We start from the raw sequence: 17,295 nt of genomic DNA on the forward strand, positions 1-17,295 counted from the left end.
CTACCTCCTATTATTTATACAATAAATATATCCTATAATTTATATTATATACAAATCATAGGATATTGTCAATATACTTTTTTTCGTCAAATTTCGACATTCTTTATATTGATTTTGTCAAGTCAGGGACAAAAATTTTTGTAGGGAACGGATTTATCCGTTCCGCTTCGGAATGCATAACTGCATTCCCTACATTTTACATAACACCTGACGCATTTGTTTTACAATGCCTTATATAGATTTTCTATAGTTTTTATATCAGTTTCAGAAAAATCTTCCATTTCGAAGGTTAAATTCATACTTTTATATTTTTCAAGACAAAGTTTTTTAAATGGCAAAAGTTCAATTTTTGACACATTTTTAAGTTCTTTTACTTTTCTTAAAAACTCTATATTTTCTTTCGTATTATTAACACCTTTAATAATAACCTGCCTTATCCATACCTCTTTATTTATACTTTGAAGATAATTTAAAAATTCAAGAGTTATTTTATTTGATGCCCTCATATATTCCATATACAGTTTCTCGTTTGGCATTTTTAAATCTAAAAGTACCAAATCAGTATATGTAAGCAGTTCTTTAACATAATCATTTAAAATACTTCCGTTTGTATCAAGAGCGATATGGTAGCCTTTTTCTTTCAGAAGTTTAAATAAAGGGATAAGTTCTTTTGCCTGAAGGAGTGGCTCTCCTCCTGAAAAAGTCACTCCACCTTTATCAAATATATAATTTTTAAATCTCTCAACTTTTTTGAAAATTTCTTCTATGGTAAATAAGTTATTCTTATTTTCATAAACGGTTTCGGGGTTATGGCAATATTTACACTTAAAATTACATCCTTGCATAAACACAACAAATCTGACACCCGGCCCGTCAACCGTCCCTAAAGACTGAAACGAATTTATATTTAGCATATTATATACTGTTATGGAAAGTTCTTTTAATAACTTCCTGTTGTTGCTCCTTGTTAAGTTTATGGAAATTTACTGCATATCCTGATACCCTGATTGTAAGGTTAGGATATTTTTCAGGATGATTATAGCAGTCCTCAAGTATATCCCTGTTCATAACATTTACATTGATATGATGTGCCTTATTCTTAAAATAACCTCCAAGAATAGATACTAAATTATCAATTCTTTCTTCCTTAGTTTTGCCGAGTGCATCAGGAACAATTGTAAAGGTATTTGATATACCGTCCTGACAATAATCATAGGATATTTTTGCAACTGAGTTTAAAGATGCTAAAGCACCGTTTGTTTCTCTGTTATGCATTGGATTAGCGCCCGGAGCAAATGGTTCGCCTGATTTTCTTCCGTCAGGAGTTGCCCCTGTTTTCTTACCATAAACAACATTTGATGTAATAGTTAAAACGGACAATGTATGTTTAGCGCCTCTGTATGCCTTAGTTTTGCAAAGTTCATTATAGAAATCTTCTAAAACGCAGGTTGCTATAGAATCAACCCTGTCATCATCATTTCCGTATTTAGGGAAATCGCCTTCTATTTTAAAATCGCAGATTATTCCATCTTCATTTTTTATTGGTGTAACTTTTGCATATTTTATAGCACTTAAAGAGTCACAAAGAACGGAAAGCCCTGCAACACCAAATGCCATAAATCTTCCTACTTTGGTGTCGTGAAGTGCCATCTGAAGTTTTTCATAGGCATATTTATCGTGCATAAAATGGATAACATTCATTGTGTTAACATAAAGTCTGCACATCCATTCTTTATACACATTAAAACGTTTCATTACATCATCGTAATCTAAAACTTCTGAAGATACAGGTTCCATTACGGGTCCTATCTGGTCGCCTGTCTTTTCATTTTTACCACCGTTTAGTGCCATTAAAAGAAGTTTTACAAGATTACATCTTGCACCGAAAAACTGCATTTGTTTGCCGACCTGCATAGCCGAAACACAACACGCAATCGCATAATCGTTGCCATATTTTTCTATCATTACATCATCATTTTCATATTGAATAGAATCAGTATCAATAGAAACTTTTGCTACATACTTTTTAAAGTTTTCAGGCAGTTTTTCACTCCATAAAATAGTCATATTAGGCTCTGGTGCTGTACCTAAATTATAAAGTGTATGTAAAAATCTGAATGCAGTTTTTGTAACAAAGGATTTATTTCCTTCACACATTCCACCTATGCTTTCGGTTATCCACATCGGGTCACCGCCGAATAAGTCATTATATTCAGGAGTTCTTAAGTGCCTTACTATTCTTAATTTTAAAACGAACTGGTCAATAAGTTCCTGAGCACCTTTTTCATCTAAAATCCCGTTGTCCATATCTCTTTTAATATAGATATCTAAAAATGCAGTATTTCTTCCCAAACTCATAGCAGCTCCGTTTTGTTCTTTTACTGCACCTAAGTATGCAAAATACAACCATTGAACTGCTTCTTTTGCATTTTTTGCAGGCTGTGAAATGTCAAACCCGTATAGCTTTGCCATTTCTTTTAACTTTTCCAAAAAATCTATTTGTTTATAAAGTTCTTCTGAAAGTCTTATGTTTTCCTCGCACATATCAAGTGATGCAAGATTCTTTTTATCCTTTTTCTTTTCTTCGATAAGCCTGTCAACCCCGTAAAGAGCTACACGTCTGTAATCGCCTATAATTCTTCCTCTGCCGTAAGCATCAGGAAGACCTGTTAAAATTCCTGCACTTCTTACTTTTCGCATTTCATCGGTATATGCGCGGAACACCCCGTCATTATGAGTGGTTTTATACTTAAACTCATTTTCAACTTTTTCGGACAACTTATATCCGTACGCTTCACAGGCATTTCTTGCCATTCTTATTCCGCCGAAAGGGTTAACACCTCTTTTTAACGGTTTATCAGTTTGAAGACCGAATATAACTTCGTTTTCTTTATCAACGTATCCTGCTTTAAATGTAAGTAAAGATGTAACAGTATCAACATCAACATCTAAAACTCCACCGTTTTCATGCTCTTTTTTCAGAAGATCATTTGTAATATTTAAAATATTCTTTGTTTTATCGGTAACACCTTCCAAAAATTCTTCGTTACCGGTATATTCAGTATAGTTATTAATAAGAAAATCTGAAACATTAATTTCCTCTTTCCACTTTTCCCCTTTAAACTGTTCCCAATAATTCATATTACCTTCTCCTTTCTATTAAAAAAGGGCATTCTTACAAAGAAGAATGCCCAGACGGTCGGCTTTTAATACGATACATCACCTTGTGGTTAATTCCACAAAATCCGTCAGCGATATATCTACATATATTCTATATTATTTTTTTCATTTTGTCAATACTAAAAAATTCGTTCCAGGCTTTTTTCTTCGCTCTCGATATCCCAGATATCCTCAAAGTATATCTCGTCTTTTACTATTATAAGTTTTTTTAGATCAAAATCTATTTTTGATACCATACCCTCTTTTTTTATATATTCGCCTTCATAATAATAAATAACCTTTATTATCATACCTTTTTCTACAAGGTTTAATTTATACGATAAATCCTGAGCCTTATCTTCTAAGATTTCATGGCGGGGTACAACTATTTTTTCTTTTTCGAGTATTTTTCTATAAAAACCTTTAAGCGGAGAAAATGGTGCAAACTGCCTTGCTCTTTCAATCACCGTTATGACCTCCCACAAGCGTATTTCTCTTTTTACCCGTTGCTTTTTCTTTATAATTCATTCCTTTTAAAATTGCATTCTTACCATATTTCTTTTTTATATCAATTATTGCTTTTTGCTTACTTCTTTCTTTATCATTCATTAAAAAATCTGAAAAGAAATCTAAATTAACATATTCTTCAATCACAAGGTTATTAAAGCCTATATTGACTTTTCTTATGGGTGCATTTTTATGAGTTGTTTTATCAAAATAATCTAAAAAATATTCGGTAAGTTTTTTTTGCGAATTTGTATAATTATTTATTTTTATCGTTCCGCCTGTTGTTTTATTCGTGCTATCTGAGTATCCTATACGCAGTGTTATAGAATTTGTCACAAGATTTTTATCAACTAAATCAAGAGTCAGCATATCCACCATTTCTTTTAGCACAAGCCTTGCATCAGAATAATTATAATCTTCAAAAAGAATCTGACCGTTAGAAATTGATGTTGTTTTGGTTTCATAATGTTTGATGTCATAAATAGTACAAGGCTCTATTCCTTTTGAGTGGTCAATTAAATATTCTGCATTTACTCCGAACTCACGGTATAAAAGCCTTTCCTCCATCTGCGATACGCCGTACAAATCATACACGCCAAACTTTTCAAGCCTTTTTGCAATACCGCTTCCCACATTCCAGATATCAGTTATAGGTTTGTGGTGCCATATTTTTTCTTTAAATAAGTCTTCGTCTAAATAACCTATAAAATCGTCAGCATTTTTTGCGGTTATATCAAGGGCAACTTTTGCCAAAAAAAGATTAGTGCCAATACCTGCAGTTGCTCTTATTTTTGTTTTTTTATATACCTCGTCCATTATCATAAGAGCAAGTTCTTTCGGAGTTTTATTATAAAGTTCAAGATAATTTGTTATATCAAAAAAACATTCATCTATTGAATAAATATGGATATCGTCTTTTGATATGAATTTCAAATATATTTCATAAATATTTGCAGAGTATTCTATATAAAGATTCATTCGGGGTTTTGCAATAATATAATCAATATCTTTTGGAATTTCAAATATTCTTCCCCTGTTTTTAACGCCCCTTGCTCTTATCCCAGGAGAAGCAGCAAGGCAAATAGCCCCTCTTCCTCTTTTCTCATCTGCTACCACAAGATTTGTTGTAAAGGGGTCAAGTCCTCTTTCTGCACATTCAACCGATGCGAAGAAACTTTTTAAATCAATACATAAATAATACTTTTCCATAATTATAAATTTTTAAGAACTTCCTTAATAAAATCCCATGTTCTTTTTGTTGATGAAATACTTAATCTTTCTTTCGGTGTGTGAATATCAAATATATCAGGGCCAAACGATATTGCGTCAAGATTTTTAATTTTTTCTCCTAAAACCCCACATTCAAGCCCTGCATGAATTGCCTTGAATTCAGGCTCTTTGTTATATAGGTTATTATATGCTTTTTTAATAGCATCTCTCAAATAAGACTCAGATTTATACTCCCAAGGAGAGTATTCACCTGAAATTTCTACAGAAGCACCTGCAAGATTGGCAACACTTGTCACTTTATCTATAAGCGCTTTCTTTTCGCTTTTAGAAGAACTTCTTACAGAGTATGACGCTTCTAACCTTTCTTTAAATATTCTTAAAATCCCCATATTAAGAGAAGTTTTAACAAGTCCTTTTATTTCCATATCCATACTTATTATGCCATTAGGAAGTGCCATAAGCATATTTACTGCTTTAAATGTTGAATCTTTAGTTAACGCCAAAGAAGTATCATTAACTTTTTCATATTCTATCATAATATCAGGATCGGCTACATTAAACTCTTTTTTTAAATCACTAAAATACGAATCTATAATATTATCAACGTTTTCATCACAATAAAAAGAAAATTCAGTAAGAGGCGGTATTGCGTTATCTTTAAGTCCGCCTTTAATATCAACTAAATTTATTTTATAATCAGTAATCAGGGAAAATAGAATTCTTGATGCTAATATATTGGAATTAGCTCTTTGCTTATCTATTTGGGCTCCTGAATGACCGCCTTTTAAATTATGAATTTTAACTGAGTATTTAGTTCCTGATGCTTTTTCATATTCTAAAGGCAAACTGCACTTTACAGTTGCACCTCCGGCGCAACTTACGGTAAAAATCCCTTCTTCTTCAGAATCAATATTTAATAGTAAATTTCCTTTTAAATCCGACAAATCAATAAAAGAAGCACCCAAAAGTCCTATTTCTTCATCAACTGTAAAAACTGCTTCAATATCAGGATGAACTATATCTTTACTTTCCAAAATTGCAAGAGCATAAGCAATTGCAATTCCGTCATCTGCTCCCAGAGTCGTACCTTTTGCAAAAACAAAGTCATCATCAACCTGCAAATTCAAACAATCGTTTTCAAAATCAAAAGGTAAAGCATCTTCTTTTTCGCAAACCATATCAAGATGACCTTGAATAATAACAGTGTTGTCACTCAAAGTCCCCTGTTTTTTCTTTTTAATAATTACGTTATTCATTTCATCCTGGGAATATGAAAGACCTTGTTTAATTGCAAAATCAACACAAAAATCACTTATTTTTTTAGTATTACCTGAACCATGAGGAATTTTTGATATTTCGTTAAAATAATAAAAAACTCTTTCAGGCTCTATTCCTTTTAAAACATTCATTTTTCTACCTCTATTTCAAATTTTTTACTCTGCAGTAAATATAATACTTTACATAACGCTTTTTCCGAAAGTATTCTTCTAAAAAAAACTGCTATTTTCATTAAAAGACCCGGAATAATTATAAGTTTTCCTTTAAACATCATTTTAATGGTATAAGAAGAAACTTTGTCACAATCTGCTATAATTAAATCTCTGCCTTTTTCTTTGCCGTTTCCGAAACTTACTTTCGCAACCTTTTCAAATTCGGTTTTGACAGGTCCGGGACAAAGAACACTTATTTTAACATTTGATTTTTCCTGTCTTAATTCTTCGTATATTGACTCGGTAAGCCTGAAAACGTATGCTTTAGTCGCATAGTAAGAAGAGAAAAGAGGACCTGGGAAAAAAGCAGCAATAGATGCAACATTTAAAATATATCCTTTATTTTTCTCTTTGAATTTTTTTACTGCCATTTTTGTTAAAATATGAACTGCGCGAACATTGGTATCAAGCATTTTAAGTTCAGAATCTAAATCTGACGACGAAAAATCACCAAACACTCCAAACCCTGCATTATTTATAAAAACATCTGTATCAGAAAGTTCTTTTTCAATTTCTCTATATGACTCTTCTTTTGTGATATCAAGGCATTTAATATAAAGATTTGTTTTTATTTTACTTTCAAGTTCTTTTAACTTATCTTCTCTTCTTGCAACTGCAATAATATCATATCCCATTTTAGATAAAATTATTGCCATACTTCTTCCAAGTCCTGAACTCGCTCCTGTAATTAACGCTTTCATACTTTAGCCTCCGTTACTCATTCTACTTTAATTTATAATACCACATCTTAGAATTAAAGTCCAATATTTATTAAAAAATTAAAAAAATATAAAAAAGCCTTGACTTATAGACAAATATGGTATAAAATAGTACGGTAACCGCTCGAGTACGGTCATAATAATTGTTAAGTAGATATATTAATATCTTCTTACGATTAACCTTACAAGGCGAGTCCTAAAAAATAAAGGGAGGTGCTACAGAATGTACGCAGTAATCGAAACAGGCGGTAAACAATACAAAGTTTGTGAAGGTGATGTTATCTTCATTGAAAAATTAGAAGTTTCTGAAGGTGATGTTATTACACTTGACAAAGTTGTTGCAATCGCTGATGACAATGGTATCAAAGTTGCTGATGAAGTTAACGGTGCTTCAGTTTCTGCAAAAGTTTTAAAGAACGGAAAAGAAAAGAAAGTTATCGTTTACAAAATGAAACCTAAAAAAGGTTACAGAAAAAAACAAGGTCACAGACAACCTTATACAAAAGTTCAGATTGAAAAAATCTCTATGTAATTATGACTAAGATTGAAATTACAAAAGATAAGTCGGGTAATATAGTTAAATTTGTAATTGACGGGCATTCGGAATTTTCGCAAAATGAGGATATCGTTTGTTCTGCTATATCATCTGTATCGTATGCCACATTAAACGGCATTGAAAAACTTCTTAATATCCCCTTCGGATATGAAAAAAGTGACGGATACTTATATTTTGTTCTTCCCGACGATTTAAAAAAAGAATTAAGAGAACAAGCAAATATATTACTTAATTCTATGTATTTGTTCTTTTTAGATTTAGAAGAGCAATACAAAGAAAATGTTAATATTATTACGCTGGAGGTGTAAAAATGTTTAGATTAGATCTTCAATTATTTGCTCATAAAAAAGGTATGGGTAGCACCAAGAACGGTAGAGACAGTGAAGCTAAAAGACTTGGTGTTAAAAAAGGCGACGGTCAGGCTGTTTTAGCAGGAAATATTCTTGTTAGACAAAGAGGTACAAAAATTCATCCGGGAACAAATGTTGGTAAAGGTTCTGACGATACTTTATTTGCATTGGTTGACGGTAAAGTTAAATTTGAAAGATTAGGCAAAGACAAGAAACAAGTTAGTGTTATTGCCGGTTAATCATTTTGATTTTTGTGGGTTGCAGCTTTAGTTGCAACCCTTTTTTGAAACTTTAGCCGGAAAATTTGACGGCTTACAGGAGGGACTTTTTATGTTTATAGATAAAGCGAAGATTTTTGTTAAAGCCGGCAACGGCGGTAACGGAAGTATGTCTTTCCATAGAGAAAAGTATGTTGCCGCAGGCGGTCCTGACGGTGGTGACGGCGGAAGAGGCGGAAGCGTTATATTTGTCGCAGACCCTAATCTTTCTACATTACTTGATTTTAAATACAAAAGAAAATATGTTGCAAAATCAGGCGGAGACGGTATGAGTGATAACCGAATAGGTAAAAATGCTGAAAATCTGTATGTAAAAGTGCCTGTGGGAACAGTTGTTTATGATGTCTTGACGGGGCTTATATTATGTGATTTAAATGAACCGGGCATGGAGGCAGTTATTGCAAAGGGCGGTAACGGGGGGTTTGGTAACAAAAGATTTGCAACACCTACAAGGCAAATTCCAAAGTTCGCAAAACCCGGATACCCCGGAGAAGAAAGAGAAGTTTCTCTTGAGTTAAAACTTCTTGCAGATGTCGGCCTTGTCGGTTTTCCTAATGTTGGTAAATCTACTTTTCTTTCGGTATCAACAAAAGCAAATCCTAAAATTGCAAATTATCATTTTACAACACTTGTTCCTAATTTGGGAGTTGCCGATTTAGGTGCAGGAAGAAGTTTTGTTATTGCTGATATACCGGGTGTTATAGAAGGTGCATCAGACGGTGTTGGTCTTGGTCATGACTTTTTAAGACATATTGAAAGAACAAGACTTTTACTTCATGTTCTTGATGTATCAGAATCTGAAGGCAGAGATGTTTTTTCTGATTTTGACATTATAAATAACGAACTTAAAAAATTCAGTAGTGAACTTGCAACAAGAGAACAGATTATTATTCTTAATAAGACTGATTTAGTGTTCGAAGAAGAAAAGATAAATGACGTTAAGAAAAAATTCGAAGAAATGGGATATAAAGTTTTTGTTTGTTCAGGTGTTACGACAAAAGGTGTAAAAGAGATTTTAAATTACGCTTATGAACTCCTGCAAAATATTCCTATGCCTGTTTTATATGATGAAGATAAGATTTACAACGAGGCAATTCACAAAGTTGAGAAAAAACCTTATGAAGTTTATGTTGACGATGAGGGTATTTTCAATGTTGAAGGTCCTTTTGTTGAAAGACTTTTAAAAAGCACTAATCCTAACGATTATGAGTCAATGCAGTATTTCCAGAGGGCTTTAAAATCTTCAGGAATAATTTCGGAACTTGAAAATCAAGGTGTAAAAGAGGGCGACCTTGTAAGACTTTATGAAGTAGAATTTGAATTTGTACTGTAAGTATAATTAGGAATTAGGATTTAGGAATTAGGAATAAAGGAAGGCGAAATCATGCTATACAGCGATTTCGCCTTATTAATATTTGATTTGCATTAATCCTAATTCCTAATTAATTTAAACTGTTTTCATATAAAGTTTATAATAAACTCCTTTTTTATCCATAAGTTCATTATGAGTTCCCTCTTCTTCTATTCCTCGTTTAGTAAGAACTACTATTCTCTTTGAATCTATTATAGTTGATAATCTGTGGGCAATTGTAAAAGTTGTTCTTCCCTTTGCGAGTTCTAAAAGTGATTTTTGAACTATATATTCACTCTCGTTATCAAGGGCGCTTGTTGCTTCATCCAATATTAATATTTTAGGGTCTTTAAGGAAAGTTCTTGCAATACTTATTCTCTGTTTCTGCCCTCCTGAAAGTTTAACTCCTCTTTCCCCTACATAAGTATCATATCCATCGGGAAGTTCCATAATAAAATTATGGGCATTGGCAAGATGTGCAGCGTTTATTACCTCTTCTTTTGTTGCACCTGGTTTACCATAAGCAATATTATCATATACCGAGCCTGAGAACAAATATACATCCTGCGAAACTACCCCTATATTTTCTCTTAGTGATTTTAATGTTACATCTTTTATATTAACATAGTCAATTAAAATTTCTCCCGAATCAATATCATAAAAACGAGGTATAAGATTTAAAAGAGTAGTTTTCCCGCCTCCCGAATGCCCTACAATCGCTACGTTATCCCCTGCTTTTACACTTAAGTTAACATTTTTTAAAACTGAATGTGATTTTTTAGAATATCTGAAAGACACATCTTTAAATTCTATATTTCCAGAAACGTTTCTTAAAACAATTGCGTTTTCTTTTTCTTTAATATCAGAGGGTGTATCCATTATTTCTAAAAATCTTTCAAAACCTGTAAGACCCCTTTGAAACTGTTCGGTAAATTCCACTAATTTTCTTATTGCAGTAAGCAGAGTTTGTATGTATAAAAGATATGCAACAAGGTCGGCAGCATTTATAGCCCCGCTTTTTAAGAAAAACGCTCCTGAAAACACAACAGTAAGATACATAAATCCGTCAAAAAATTTTATACCACTATGAAAAAGTCCCATATAATGATATGCTTTTCTTTTTATATATAAAAACTTATTGTTGCCCTCTTTAAACTTTTCTTCTTCTACATTTTCATTTGTAAAAGATTTTACTATTCTTATTCCGAGCAAACTGTCTTCAACCTGAGAATTTATCTCACCAATCTGCTTTCTTTGTGCCTTGAACATAGTCTTCATTTTCTTATTCATAATTATCGAAAATACAAACATAAAAGGAATACAAGCAAATATTATTAAAGTTAATTTAGCATTTATTCCTATAAGAATGATAAAAGCACCCACAATTTTCAAAGTGGACATAAAAAGTTCTTCAGGACAATGGTGCGCAAATTCCGTAACATCAAAAAGGTCACTTGTTATTCTGCTCATAAGCTGACCTATTTTTGTGTTATCATAATAAGAATATGGAAGTTTTTGAAGATGGTTAAACAAATCTCTTCGCATATCAGTTTCCATCTTTGTTCCCATAACATGTCCGTTTGCACTTACATAATAGTTGGAAAAAGTATCCAATATAACAAAAATAAGCATTATAATCCCTGTTTTAAAAATAATATCATAAGATATTCCGTTTAAATTAAGTCCTTCGTTTATTATTTTTCTTATTAAAACAGGATTTATAAGAGCAACGAGTCCGCATATAAGAGCACAAAACATATCCATAAAAAATGTAAAAAGATATGGTTTATAATACGGGATAAATCTTCTTATAGTACCTTTATTTTTCATAACTCGTAACTTTTCCTCCTTTTACTACTGTATATCCTCTTTTTATCGGTGGAATTTTTCCTTTAACCTCGCCTTTTGGTGTTATAACACCTGTTATACCGGTATTACCAGCTCTTAAAACATATTTATTGTTTTCTACTGCACGAAATACGCTATGGGCAAAATGGTTTTCTACACCAAAAGAATCAGTAAACCATGAATCATTTGTTATAACAAGAAAATAATCACACTCATTGCTGTTTGTTTTATATGAAAGGCAGGGATAGGCTGAATCTATACATATAAGCCCCCCGATTTTACCTGAGTCTGTGTTAATCACGATTGCTTCTTTGCCCTCTTTCAAACCATTACCAAAAAAATATTCATTTTCAGCAAACGGAATTAAATGCCTTTTATGATAAACATCATTATATTCTTTTCCTTTTTTATTAAAAGCAATCATACTGTTATAGTAACCGTCTTCCTCTTTGTAAAAACAGCCTGCATAAATTTCGACGTTTTCCTCTTTAGATAATGAACTTAATTTCTTATACCAGAAACTTTCGGGATAAATTTCAGAATTTATAACAGTTTCAGGCCATACAACAGCATCTACATCATATTTTTGTTTTACTTCTTCAGTTAAATCCTGATATATTTCAAAAGACTTTCTCAGGCTGTTATTCTCCCATTTTTCAAGCGAAGATAAATTTCCCTGAATAAGTGCAATATCATATTTAAATTCTTCAGGATTATATATATTTAATCTTAACGCACCTACACTCACATTTAAGGTGAAAATCAAAATTGCAAGATATAAATATTTTATATTTTTTAAGAATATAAACTTATAAATCAGCACATTTATAAGAACTATAAGTCCTGTTAAAAAATAACTTGAAAAAAATCGTGCGCTTTGAATAAAGGCAAGATTATTATACCACGGAAGATATAAATTTGATAGAGTAAGACCAAATTCGCCAAGTCCGATTATAAACTCGTAAATACTGTAACACAAGGGGAAAAACCAGATGTTTTTTACATATTTTGAAAAAATATAAGTAAATAATCCTCCCAGCAAGCCCTCAAAAAGAACAATACCAAAGTACATAAGAAAAACAATACCCAAACTTTTAAATCCTGTAAGCCCCATAAATTCCATAGGATGCATATTAAATAAAAAGGACATAGTTACAATATTTAAAGAAGATGCAAAAACTGCACCCTTTAAAAAACTTTTCTTCCCTTTTTCGACACTCGTTATAAAAGGGATAAGAGTTATTAAACTAATAAACCTGATTTCTTTAAATACAAAAGTAAATCCTGTAAGTATTCCCGATATAAAACACAGTAACATTAAATTTTCACTTCTTCCTTATTATATTATATAAAAAAACTTACCTGAAATCAACTTTTTTGTTCTACAAACTTTTCCAATATTCAATAATTTACTACAACAAAAAAATTTTTACTTTTTTTTCAAACAATAATTGACAAATTTTGGATAATATGTTATCATATTCCTAGTGTAGTACAAAAAGGAAAAACACTAATGATGTAATATTAAAGTGAGAAAGGAAGAACATTATGAAATCTACAGGAATAGTAAGAAAAATTGATGAATTGGGAAGATTAGTGCTTCCTATCGAATTAAGAAGAAATATGAATTTAGACATTAAAGACCCGCTTGAAATATTTGTCGAAGATGATATGATAATTCTAAAAAAATACGAATCTTCTTGTATTTTCTGCGGAGATGCGAGAGATAATGTTATTTATGAAAATAAGCACGTATGCAAAAAATGTATCGAAAAATTAAATTCTAAGTAAAAGTATTATTAAAGGGGCTGTAAAATATACAGCCCCTTATATTTTTATATATTATCTAAACAAGATTCTTAAAAATTCTCAGTTTCTCATAAATTCATAAGCATTTTTTAAAAAATAATAAAAAACATTAAACTTAACAACTTAATTTGTATTTATCACCATAAAACTTAAATTTTTCATTAAACTGCGGATTGTTATCAAGCAAACTTTGTTTGTATTCGTGAGCATTCATATTATGATAGGTTGCATCAATCAAACAAGTTGCAATGTTTGAGCAATGGTCGGAAGTTCTCTCCAAATTAGTTAAAAGATCACCCCAAATAAATCCAGCTTCAACTGTGCATTCACCATCTGCCAAGCGAACTATATGCCTGTCACGGAGCATTGATTTAAGTCCGTCAATTACCTGTTCTAAAGGTTCTACATTATACACGGCATTTTCATCATCTTTATTAAAAGCGCCGAGTGTGATGTCAAGTATCTCTGATACTGCGTTTAAAAGAACATCAAGTTCCTTTTTAGCATCTTTTGAAAATTCTATTTTCTTTTCTTTTAATTCTTCAACTGATTCCAGAATATTCACGCTATGGTCGGAAATTCTTTCAAAATCTCCGATAGCTTTCAATAATTTTGATACTTCTGAACTATCTTCATCTGATGTTCTCGAACGTGATAATTTAGTTAAGTATGTTCCTAAAATATCTTCATAATGGTCGGTGTTATCTTCCATCATTCTTATTTTTTCCGCCTTTTTCACATCATACTCATGTACAGTTGAAATTGCAAGTTTAAAACCTGCGACAGCCTCGTTTGCCATTTTCTTTGCTACATTATAGCATTGCGAAAGTGCAATCGTAGGTGTTGCAAGAAGTCTTTCATCAAGTTCAACAATCTTCTCTGTTTCTTTCCCTTCAGGAACAATTATATATGCAAGTTTTTCAAGAAGTGATGACATCGGAAGAAGAAGTACAGTACACAAAATATTAAATATTGAGTGCGAAACCGCTATTCCAAAGTAAGTTGCAGATGTATCCAAAATTACAGGTTTAACAGTAACAGATAGTATACTGAATACTCCAAGCCATACAACAGTTCCTATAACATTAAACAGAAGATGTATGACAGAAGCTCTTCTTGCGTTTTTATTTGTACCAAGCGAAGATAAAAGTGCGGTTACGCAAGTACCAATGTTTTGTCCCATAATAATCGGAATTGCTGCGCCATAAGAAACAGCCCCGGTTGTAGAAAGTGCCTGCAGTATTCCGACTGAGGCAGAACTTGATTGAATGATAGCCGTAAGGACAGCACCGACTAAAACACCAAGAACAGGATTTTTAAACATTATAAACAAGTTCTGGAATTCAGGTATATCAGAAAGACCTGAAACTGCAGATGACATTGCATTCATACCAAACATCAATGTTGCAAATCCAAGAAGAATTGTGCCTACATCTTTTTTCTTACCGGATTTCGCAAACATCATAAATATTATTCCGATAAGAGCTAAAATCGGTGTGAATGATGTGGGTTTTAAAAGTTTCATAACTATATTATCACCTGAAATTCCTCCAAGACTGAGTATCCAGGCAGTAACAGTTGTTCCGATGTTTGCACCCATAATAATTCCGATTGATTGTTTTAGTGTCATTATCTTTGAATTAACAAAGCCTACAACCATAACTGTAGTTGCTGACGAACTCTGTATAACAGCGGTAACACCAAGTCCTGTCAAAAATCCCTTTATCGGATTATTTGTAAGTTTACCAAGCAATGCTTTTAAACTGTTACCTGCACGCCTTTCCAAGCCGTCTCCCATTACATTCATACCAAAAAGAAATAAACATAATCCGCCTATCAAATTTAGTACATCAAATATTGTCATTTATTTTTCTCCTTTGTTTTCATAACTTTAAACCATATTTTTCATAATAACATTTTAATATAGTCAATGTTAATTCTAAAAGCAAATGTATGTTAATTGTATGTTAACAAATAAGATTAAAAAATCCTTAAAACAAGATGTTTCAAGGATTTTTGTGAATTTTTATTGTTCAAAAACAATTGTTACGCTTGTTCCTTTTCCCTCTGTGCTTTCAAGAGAAACTTCTGCACCGTGATATGCGGCTGCGTGTTTTACAATTGCAAGACCAAGACCTGTTCCGCCGACAAACTTTGAATGGCTTTTATCAACTCTGTAAAAGCGTTCAAAAACTCTGTTTTGCTCGGATGTCGGAATACCGATTCCTGTATCTCTTACTGTAACACTTGTCTTACCGCCCGCCCGATTGATAATAACATCAACAATACCGTTTTCTTTGTTATACTTGATAGCATTATCACAAAGGTTATATATCATTTCATCAAGAATTTTTCTTACACCGTAAACCTTTGCAGTTTCACCAATCAGACTAAAACTGATATTTCTTTTCTCAGCAATAGGAGTAAGTCTTTTTACAATGTCCTCTGAAAGTTCATAGATGTCAACATTTTCTTGGGTGGCAGGGACTGCACCTTCATCAAGTTCGGATATTTTCATAATATCACTGACAAGGGTAATAAGCCTTTGTGCTTCATCATAGATAGCTGTAGAAAAGTCAATAACTGTTTCATCGGGTGTTCCTCCCGATTTCATCATTTCTGCAAAACCCGAAATGGAGGTAAGAGGTGTTTTTAACTCATGGGACACATTAGATGTAAATTCCTGCCTTAATTGCTCACGCTTTACGCTTTCGGTAATGTCAATTATTACGATAACCGCACCAATAATTTTATCATTTTCATAAACGGGGTTTGCAATCAAGTTATATGTGTTTTCATCGTGTGAAATATTGCTCTCAGTTCTTTCTCCCAAAAGAGCTTTTTCAACTACATTTCTAAAACCTTTGCTACGGTTAAAAGCAAGCACGCTGCTTTCCCTTACATCTGATACTTCAAGCAAACGAATTACCGCCTGATTATAGGAAAGTACATTTGCATCTTTATCAATTACCAAAAGTCCCTCGCTCATATTGTCGGTAATCAATCTAAATTCTTCCTGTTTTTGCTCGGCTTCCTTTATCTGTCTGTTAATGGTTTTCTTTTGTGCCGACATTTTTTTAAGAAGAGGTGTTAATTCCTCATAGGTTTCATTTGCTGCCGGATTATCAAGATCAAGTTCATTTATTGGCTTTATAATAGCCTTCGATAACCTGTATGACAAGAAAACTGAGATAATAAGCGCAAGTACGATAATGATAAAAAGGGGCTGCAGAAGTCCTAATAGTATTATAACAACTGAATTTTGCATTGTTGATACACGAAGAATTGTTCCGTTATCAAGTTTTTCTGCATAGTACAAGGTTTTCTGCATCAAAGTATCGGAATATCTTGAACTTGTACCTTTGCCGTTTTTTATCGCATCTGCAATTTCTTTTCGGTCAGCATGGTTTTCAAGTTCATCTGCATTTGCAGAGGTATCTGCTAAAACTGTACCGTCACTTGATACTAAAGTTATTCTTTTACCTTTTTCATTAAAATTATTTATAAAATCAGTATCTTCATTTTTAACCGCATAGGATATGTATCCCGCTTCGCTTTCAAGTTCCTTAAACATCTGCGCTTCAAAATAACTGAATAACACACCAAAAATCAAGCAAAAACTTATAAGCAAGATAAACATTGAGGTAAAAAAATTGGAACGAAATATTTTATTAACCATTCTCATTACCTCCGAGTTTGTAACCTATATTTTTAACGGTATGAATAAGATCTCCTGCACTTTCAAGTTTCATACGGAGTTTTCTTATATGCACATCAAGAGTTCTTGACTCATCATAAAACTCTCCCCAAACACGAGTAAGCAGAGTGTCTCTTGAAACAACTTTTCCATCTGCTTCGAGTAACATCATCAAAACCGAACTCTTTTCGGTAATGGTTCCGGGTAACCACCCTTGTTTTCTTTCTCCGTAAGGAGACATAATATATACGAGGTTGCTGAACATTCCATATTGTATGAGTAGATTTGCAACCCCTGTAGC

Annotated in this window: 16 protein-coding genes; 5 read left to right on the forward strand and 11 right to left on the reverse strand. The window is 32.4% G+C overall.

Annotated elements, in window-relative coordinates; genetic code table 11:
• Positions 1-221: 221 nt before the first annotated feature.
• The 6 genes from pflA to E7419_07115 all read right to left on the reverse strand — a co-directional run bounded on the left by pflA (position 222) and on the right by E7419_07115 (position 7,087).
• Positions 222-914, reverse strand: coding sequence for a pyruvate formate lyase-activating protein (pflA, locus tag E7419_07090; GenBank protein MBE7014952.1), 693 nt, complete (start codon positions 912-914; stop codon positions 222-224).
• Between the two features lies 1 nt (position 915).
• Positions 916-3,141 (reverse strand): formate C-acetyltransferase, encoded by a 2,226-nt coding sequence (gene pflB, locus E7419_07095; protein ID MBE7014953.1) that lies wholly within the window; start codon positions 3,139-3,141, stop codon positions 916-918.
• A 158-nt stretch (positions 3,142-3,299) separates the two neighbouring features.
• Entirely contained in the window at positions 3,300-3,626 is a 327-nt protein-coding gene (locus tag E7419_07100) for a YolD-like family protein (GenBank protein ID MBE7014954.1), read from the reverse strand.
• Positions 3,619-4,875, reverse strand: a complete 1,257-nt coding sequence (locus tag E7419_07105; GenBank protein MBE7014955.1) for a DNA repair protein — start codon at positions 4,873-4,875, stop codon at positions 3,619-3,621. The genes E7419_07100 and E7419_07105 overlap by 8 nt, the downstream gene beginning before the upstream one ends.
• 2 nt (positions 4,876-4,877) lie before the next feature.
• On the reverse strand, positions 4,878-6,305 hold the full coding sequence (locus E7419_07110; protein MBE7014956.1) for an aminoacyl-histidine dipeptidase: 1,428 nt from the start codon (positions 6,303-6,305) through the stop codon (positions 4,878-4,880).
• Positions 6,302-7,087, reverse strand: a complete 786-nt coding sequence (locus tag E7419_07115; protein MBE7014957.1) for an SDR family NAD(P)-dependent oxidoreductase — start codon at positions 7,085-7,087, stop codon at positions 6,302-6,304. The genes E7419_07110 and E7419_07115 overlap by 4 nt, the downstream gene beginning before the upstream one ends.
• A 241-nt stretch (positions 7,088-7,328) precedes the next feature.
• On the opposite strand from E7419_07115, the gene rplU reads away from it, so the two are divergent.
• The 4 genes from rplU to obgE all read left to right on the forward strand — a co-directional run bounded on the left by rplU (position 7,329) and on the right by obgE (position 9,622).
• Positions 7,329-7,637, forward strand: coding sequence for a 50S ribosomal protein L21 (gene rplU / locus E7419_07120; GenBank protein ID MBE7014958.1), 309 nt, complete (start codon positions 7,329-7,331; stop codon positions 7,635-7,637).
• 2 nt (positions 7,638-7,639) lie between these two features.
• A complete protein-coding gene (locus E7419_07125) occupies positions 7,640-7,969 on the forward strand; it encodes a ribosomal-processing cysteine protease Prp (protein ID MBE7014959.1) in 330 nt (109 codons plus the stop codon).
• A 2-nt stretch (positions 7,970-7,971) separates the two neighbouring features.
• Entirely contained in the window at positions 7,972-8,250 is a 279-nt protein-coding gene (locus E7419_07130; GenBank protein ID MBE7014960.1) for a 50S ribosomal protein L27, read from the forward strand.
• A 91-nt stretch (positions 8,251-8,341) separates the two neighbouring features.
• Positions 8,342-9,622, forward strand: a complete 1,281-nt coding sequence (gene obgE / locus E7419_07135; GenBank protein MBE7014961.1) for a GTPase ObgE — start codon at positions 8,342-8,344, stop codon at positions 9,620-9,622.
• 114 nt (positions 9,623-9,736) lie between these two features.
• On the opposite strand, the gene E7419_07140 is transcribed toward obgE, so the two are convergent.
• On the reverse strand, positions 9,737-11,470 hold the full coding sequence (locus E7419_07140; protein MBE7014962.1) for an ABC transporter ATP-binding protein: 1,734 nt from the start codon (positions 11,468-11,470) through the stop codon (positions 9,737-9,739).
• Positions 11,460-12,806: an apolipoprotein N-acyltransferase gene (lnt, locus tag E7419_07145; GenBank protein ID MBE7014963.1), complete on the reverse strand. Its 1,347-nt coding sequence runs from the start codon at positions 12,804-12,806 to the stop codon at positions 11,460-11,462. Before lnt ends, E7419_07140 begins: the two co-directional genes overlap by 11 nt.
• 230 nt (positions 12,807-13,036) lie before the next feature.
• Here lnt and E7419_07150 point away from each other — a divergent pair, with 230 nt between their 5' ends.
• Positions 13,037-13,279, forward strand: coding sequence for an AbrB/MazE/SpoVT family DNA-binding domain-containing protein (locus E7419_07150; GenBank protein ID MBE7014964.1), 243 nt, complete (start codon positions 13,037-13,039; stop codon positions 13,277-13,279).
• Between the two features lie 133 nt (positions 13,280-13,412).
• Here E7419_07150 and E7419_07155 read toward each other — a convergent pair whose 3' ends face one another.
• The 3 genes from E7419_07155 to E7419_07165 all read right to left on the reverse strand — a co-directional run.
• Positions 13,413-15,161, reverse strand: a complete 1,749-nt coding sequence (locus tag E7419_07155) for a Na/Pi cotransporter family protein (GenBank protein MBE7014965.1) — start codon at positions 15,159-15,161, stop codon at positions 13,413-13,415.
• 162 nt (positions 15,162-15,323) lie between these two features.
• Positions 15,324-16,976 carry a PAS domain-containing protein gene (locus E7419_07160; GenBank protein ID MBE7014966.1) on the reverse strand — a complete coding sequence of 551 codons (1,653 nt, stop codon included), beginning with the start codon at positions 16,974-16,976 and terminating at the stop codon, positions 15,324-15,326.
• On the reverse strand, positions 16,969-17,295 hold a 327-nt coding region (locus tag E7419_07165; GenBank protein ID MBE7014967.1), incomplete at its 5' end, for a winged helix-turn-helix domain-containing protein. The genes E7419_07160 and E7419_07165, both read right to left, overlap by 8 nt.

Source organism: Oscillospiraceae bacterium (genome assembly GCA_015068525.1).
In the GTDB taxonomy this organism is placed as follows: domain Bacteria; phylum Bacillota; class Clostridia; order UMGS1840; family HGM11507; genus SIG450.

Coding starts and splice junctions, on each gene's coding strand:
- pflA (MBE7014952.1), bottom strand. CDS start 914: ATGCTAAATATAAATTCGTTTCAGTCTTTAGGGACGGTTGACGGGCCG.
- pflB (MBE7014953.1), bottom strand. CDS start 3,141: ATGAATTATTGGGAACAGTTTAAAGGGGAAAAGTGGAAAGAGGAAATT.
- E7419_07105 (MBE7014955.1), bottom strand. CDS start 4,875: ATGGAAAAGTATTATTTATGTATTGATTTAAAAAGTTTCTTCGCATCG.
- E7419_07110 (MBE7014956.1), bottom strand. CDS start 6,305: ATGAATGTTTTAAAAGGAATAGAGCCTGAAAGAGTTTTTTATTATTTT.
- E7419_07115 (MBE7014957.1), bottom strand. CDS start 7,087: ATGAAAGCGTTAATTACAGGAGCGAGTTCAGGACTTGGAAGAAGTATG.
- rplU (MBE7014958.1), top strand. CDS start 7,329: ATGTACGCAGTAATCGAAACAGGCGGTAAACAATACAAAGTTTGTGAA.
- E7419_07125 (MBE7014959.1), top strand. CDS start 7,640: ATGACTAAGATTGAAATTACAAAAGATAAGTCGGGTAATATAGTTAAA.
- E7419_07130 (MBE7014960.1), top strand. CDS start 7,972: ATGTTTAGATTAGATCTTCAATTATTTGCTCATAAAAAAGGTATGGGT.
- obgE (MBE7014961.1), top strand. CDS start 8,342: ATGTTTATAGATAAAGCGAAGATTTTTGTTAAAGCCGGCAACGGCGGT.
- E7419_07140 (MBE7014962.1), bottom strand. CDS start 11,470: ATGAAAAATAAAGGTACTATAAGAAGATTTATCCCGTATTATAAACCA.
- lnt (MBE7014963.1), bottom strand. CDS start 12,806: ATGTTACTGTGTTTTATATCGGGAATACTTACAGGATTTACTTTTGTA.
- E7419_07150 (MBE7014964.1), top strand. CDS start 13,037: ATGAAATCTACAGGAATAGTAAGAAAAATTGATGAATTGGGAAGATTA.
- E7419_07155 (MBE7014965.1), bottom strand. CDS start 15,161: ATGACAATATTTGATGTACTAAATTTGATAGGCGGATTATGTTTATTT.
- E7419_07160 (MBE7014966.1), bottom strand. CDS start 16,976: ATGGTTAATAAAATATTTCGTTCCAATTTTTTTACCTCAATGTTTATC.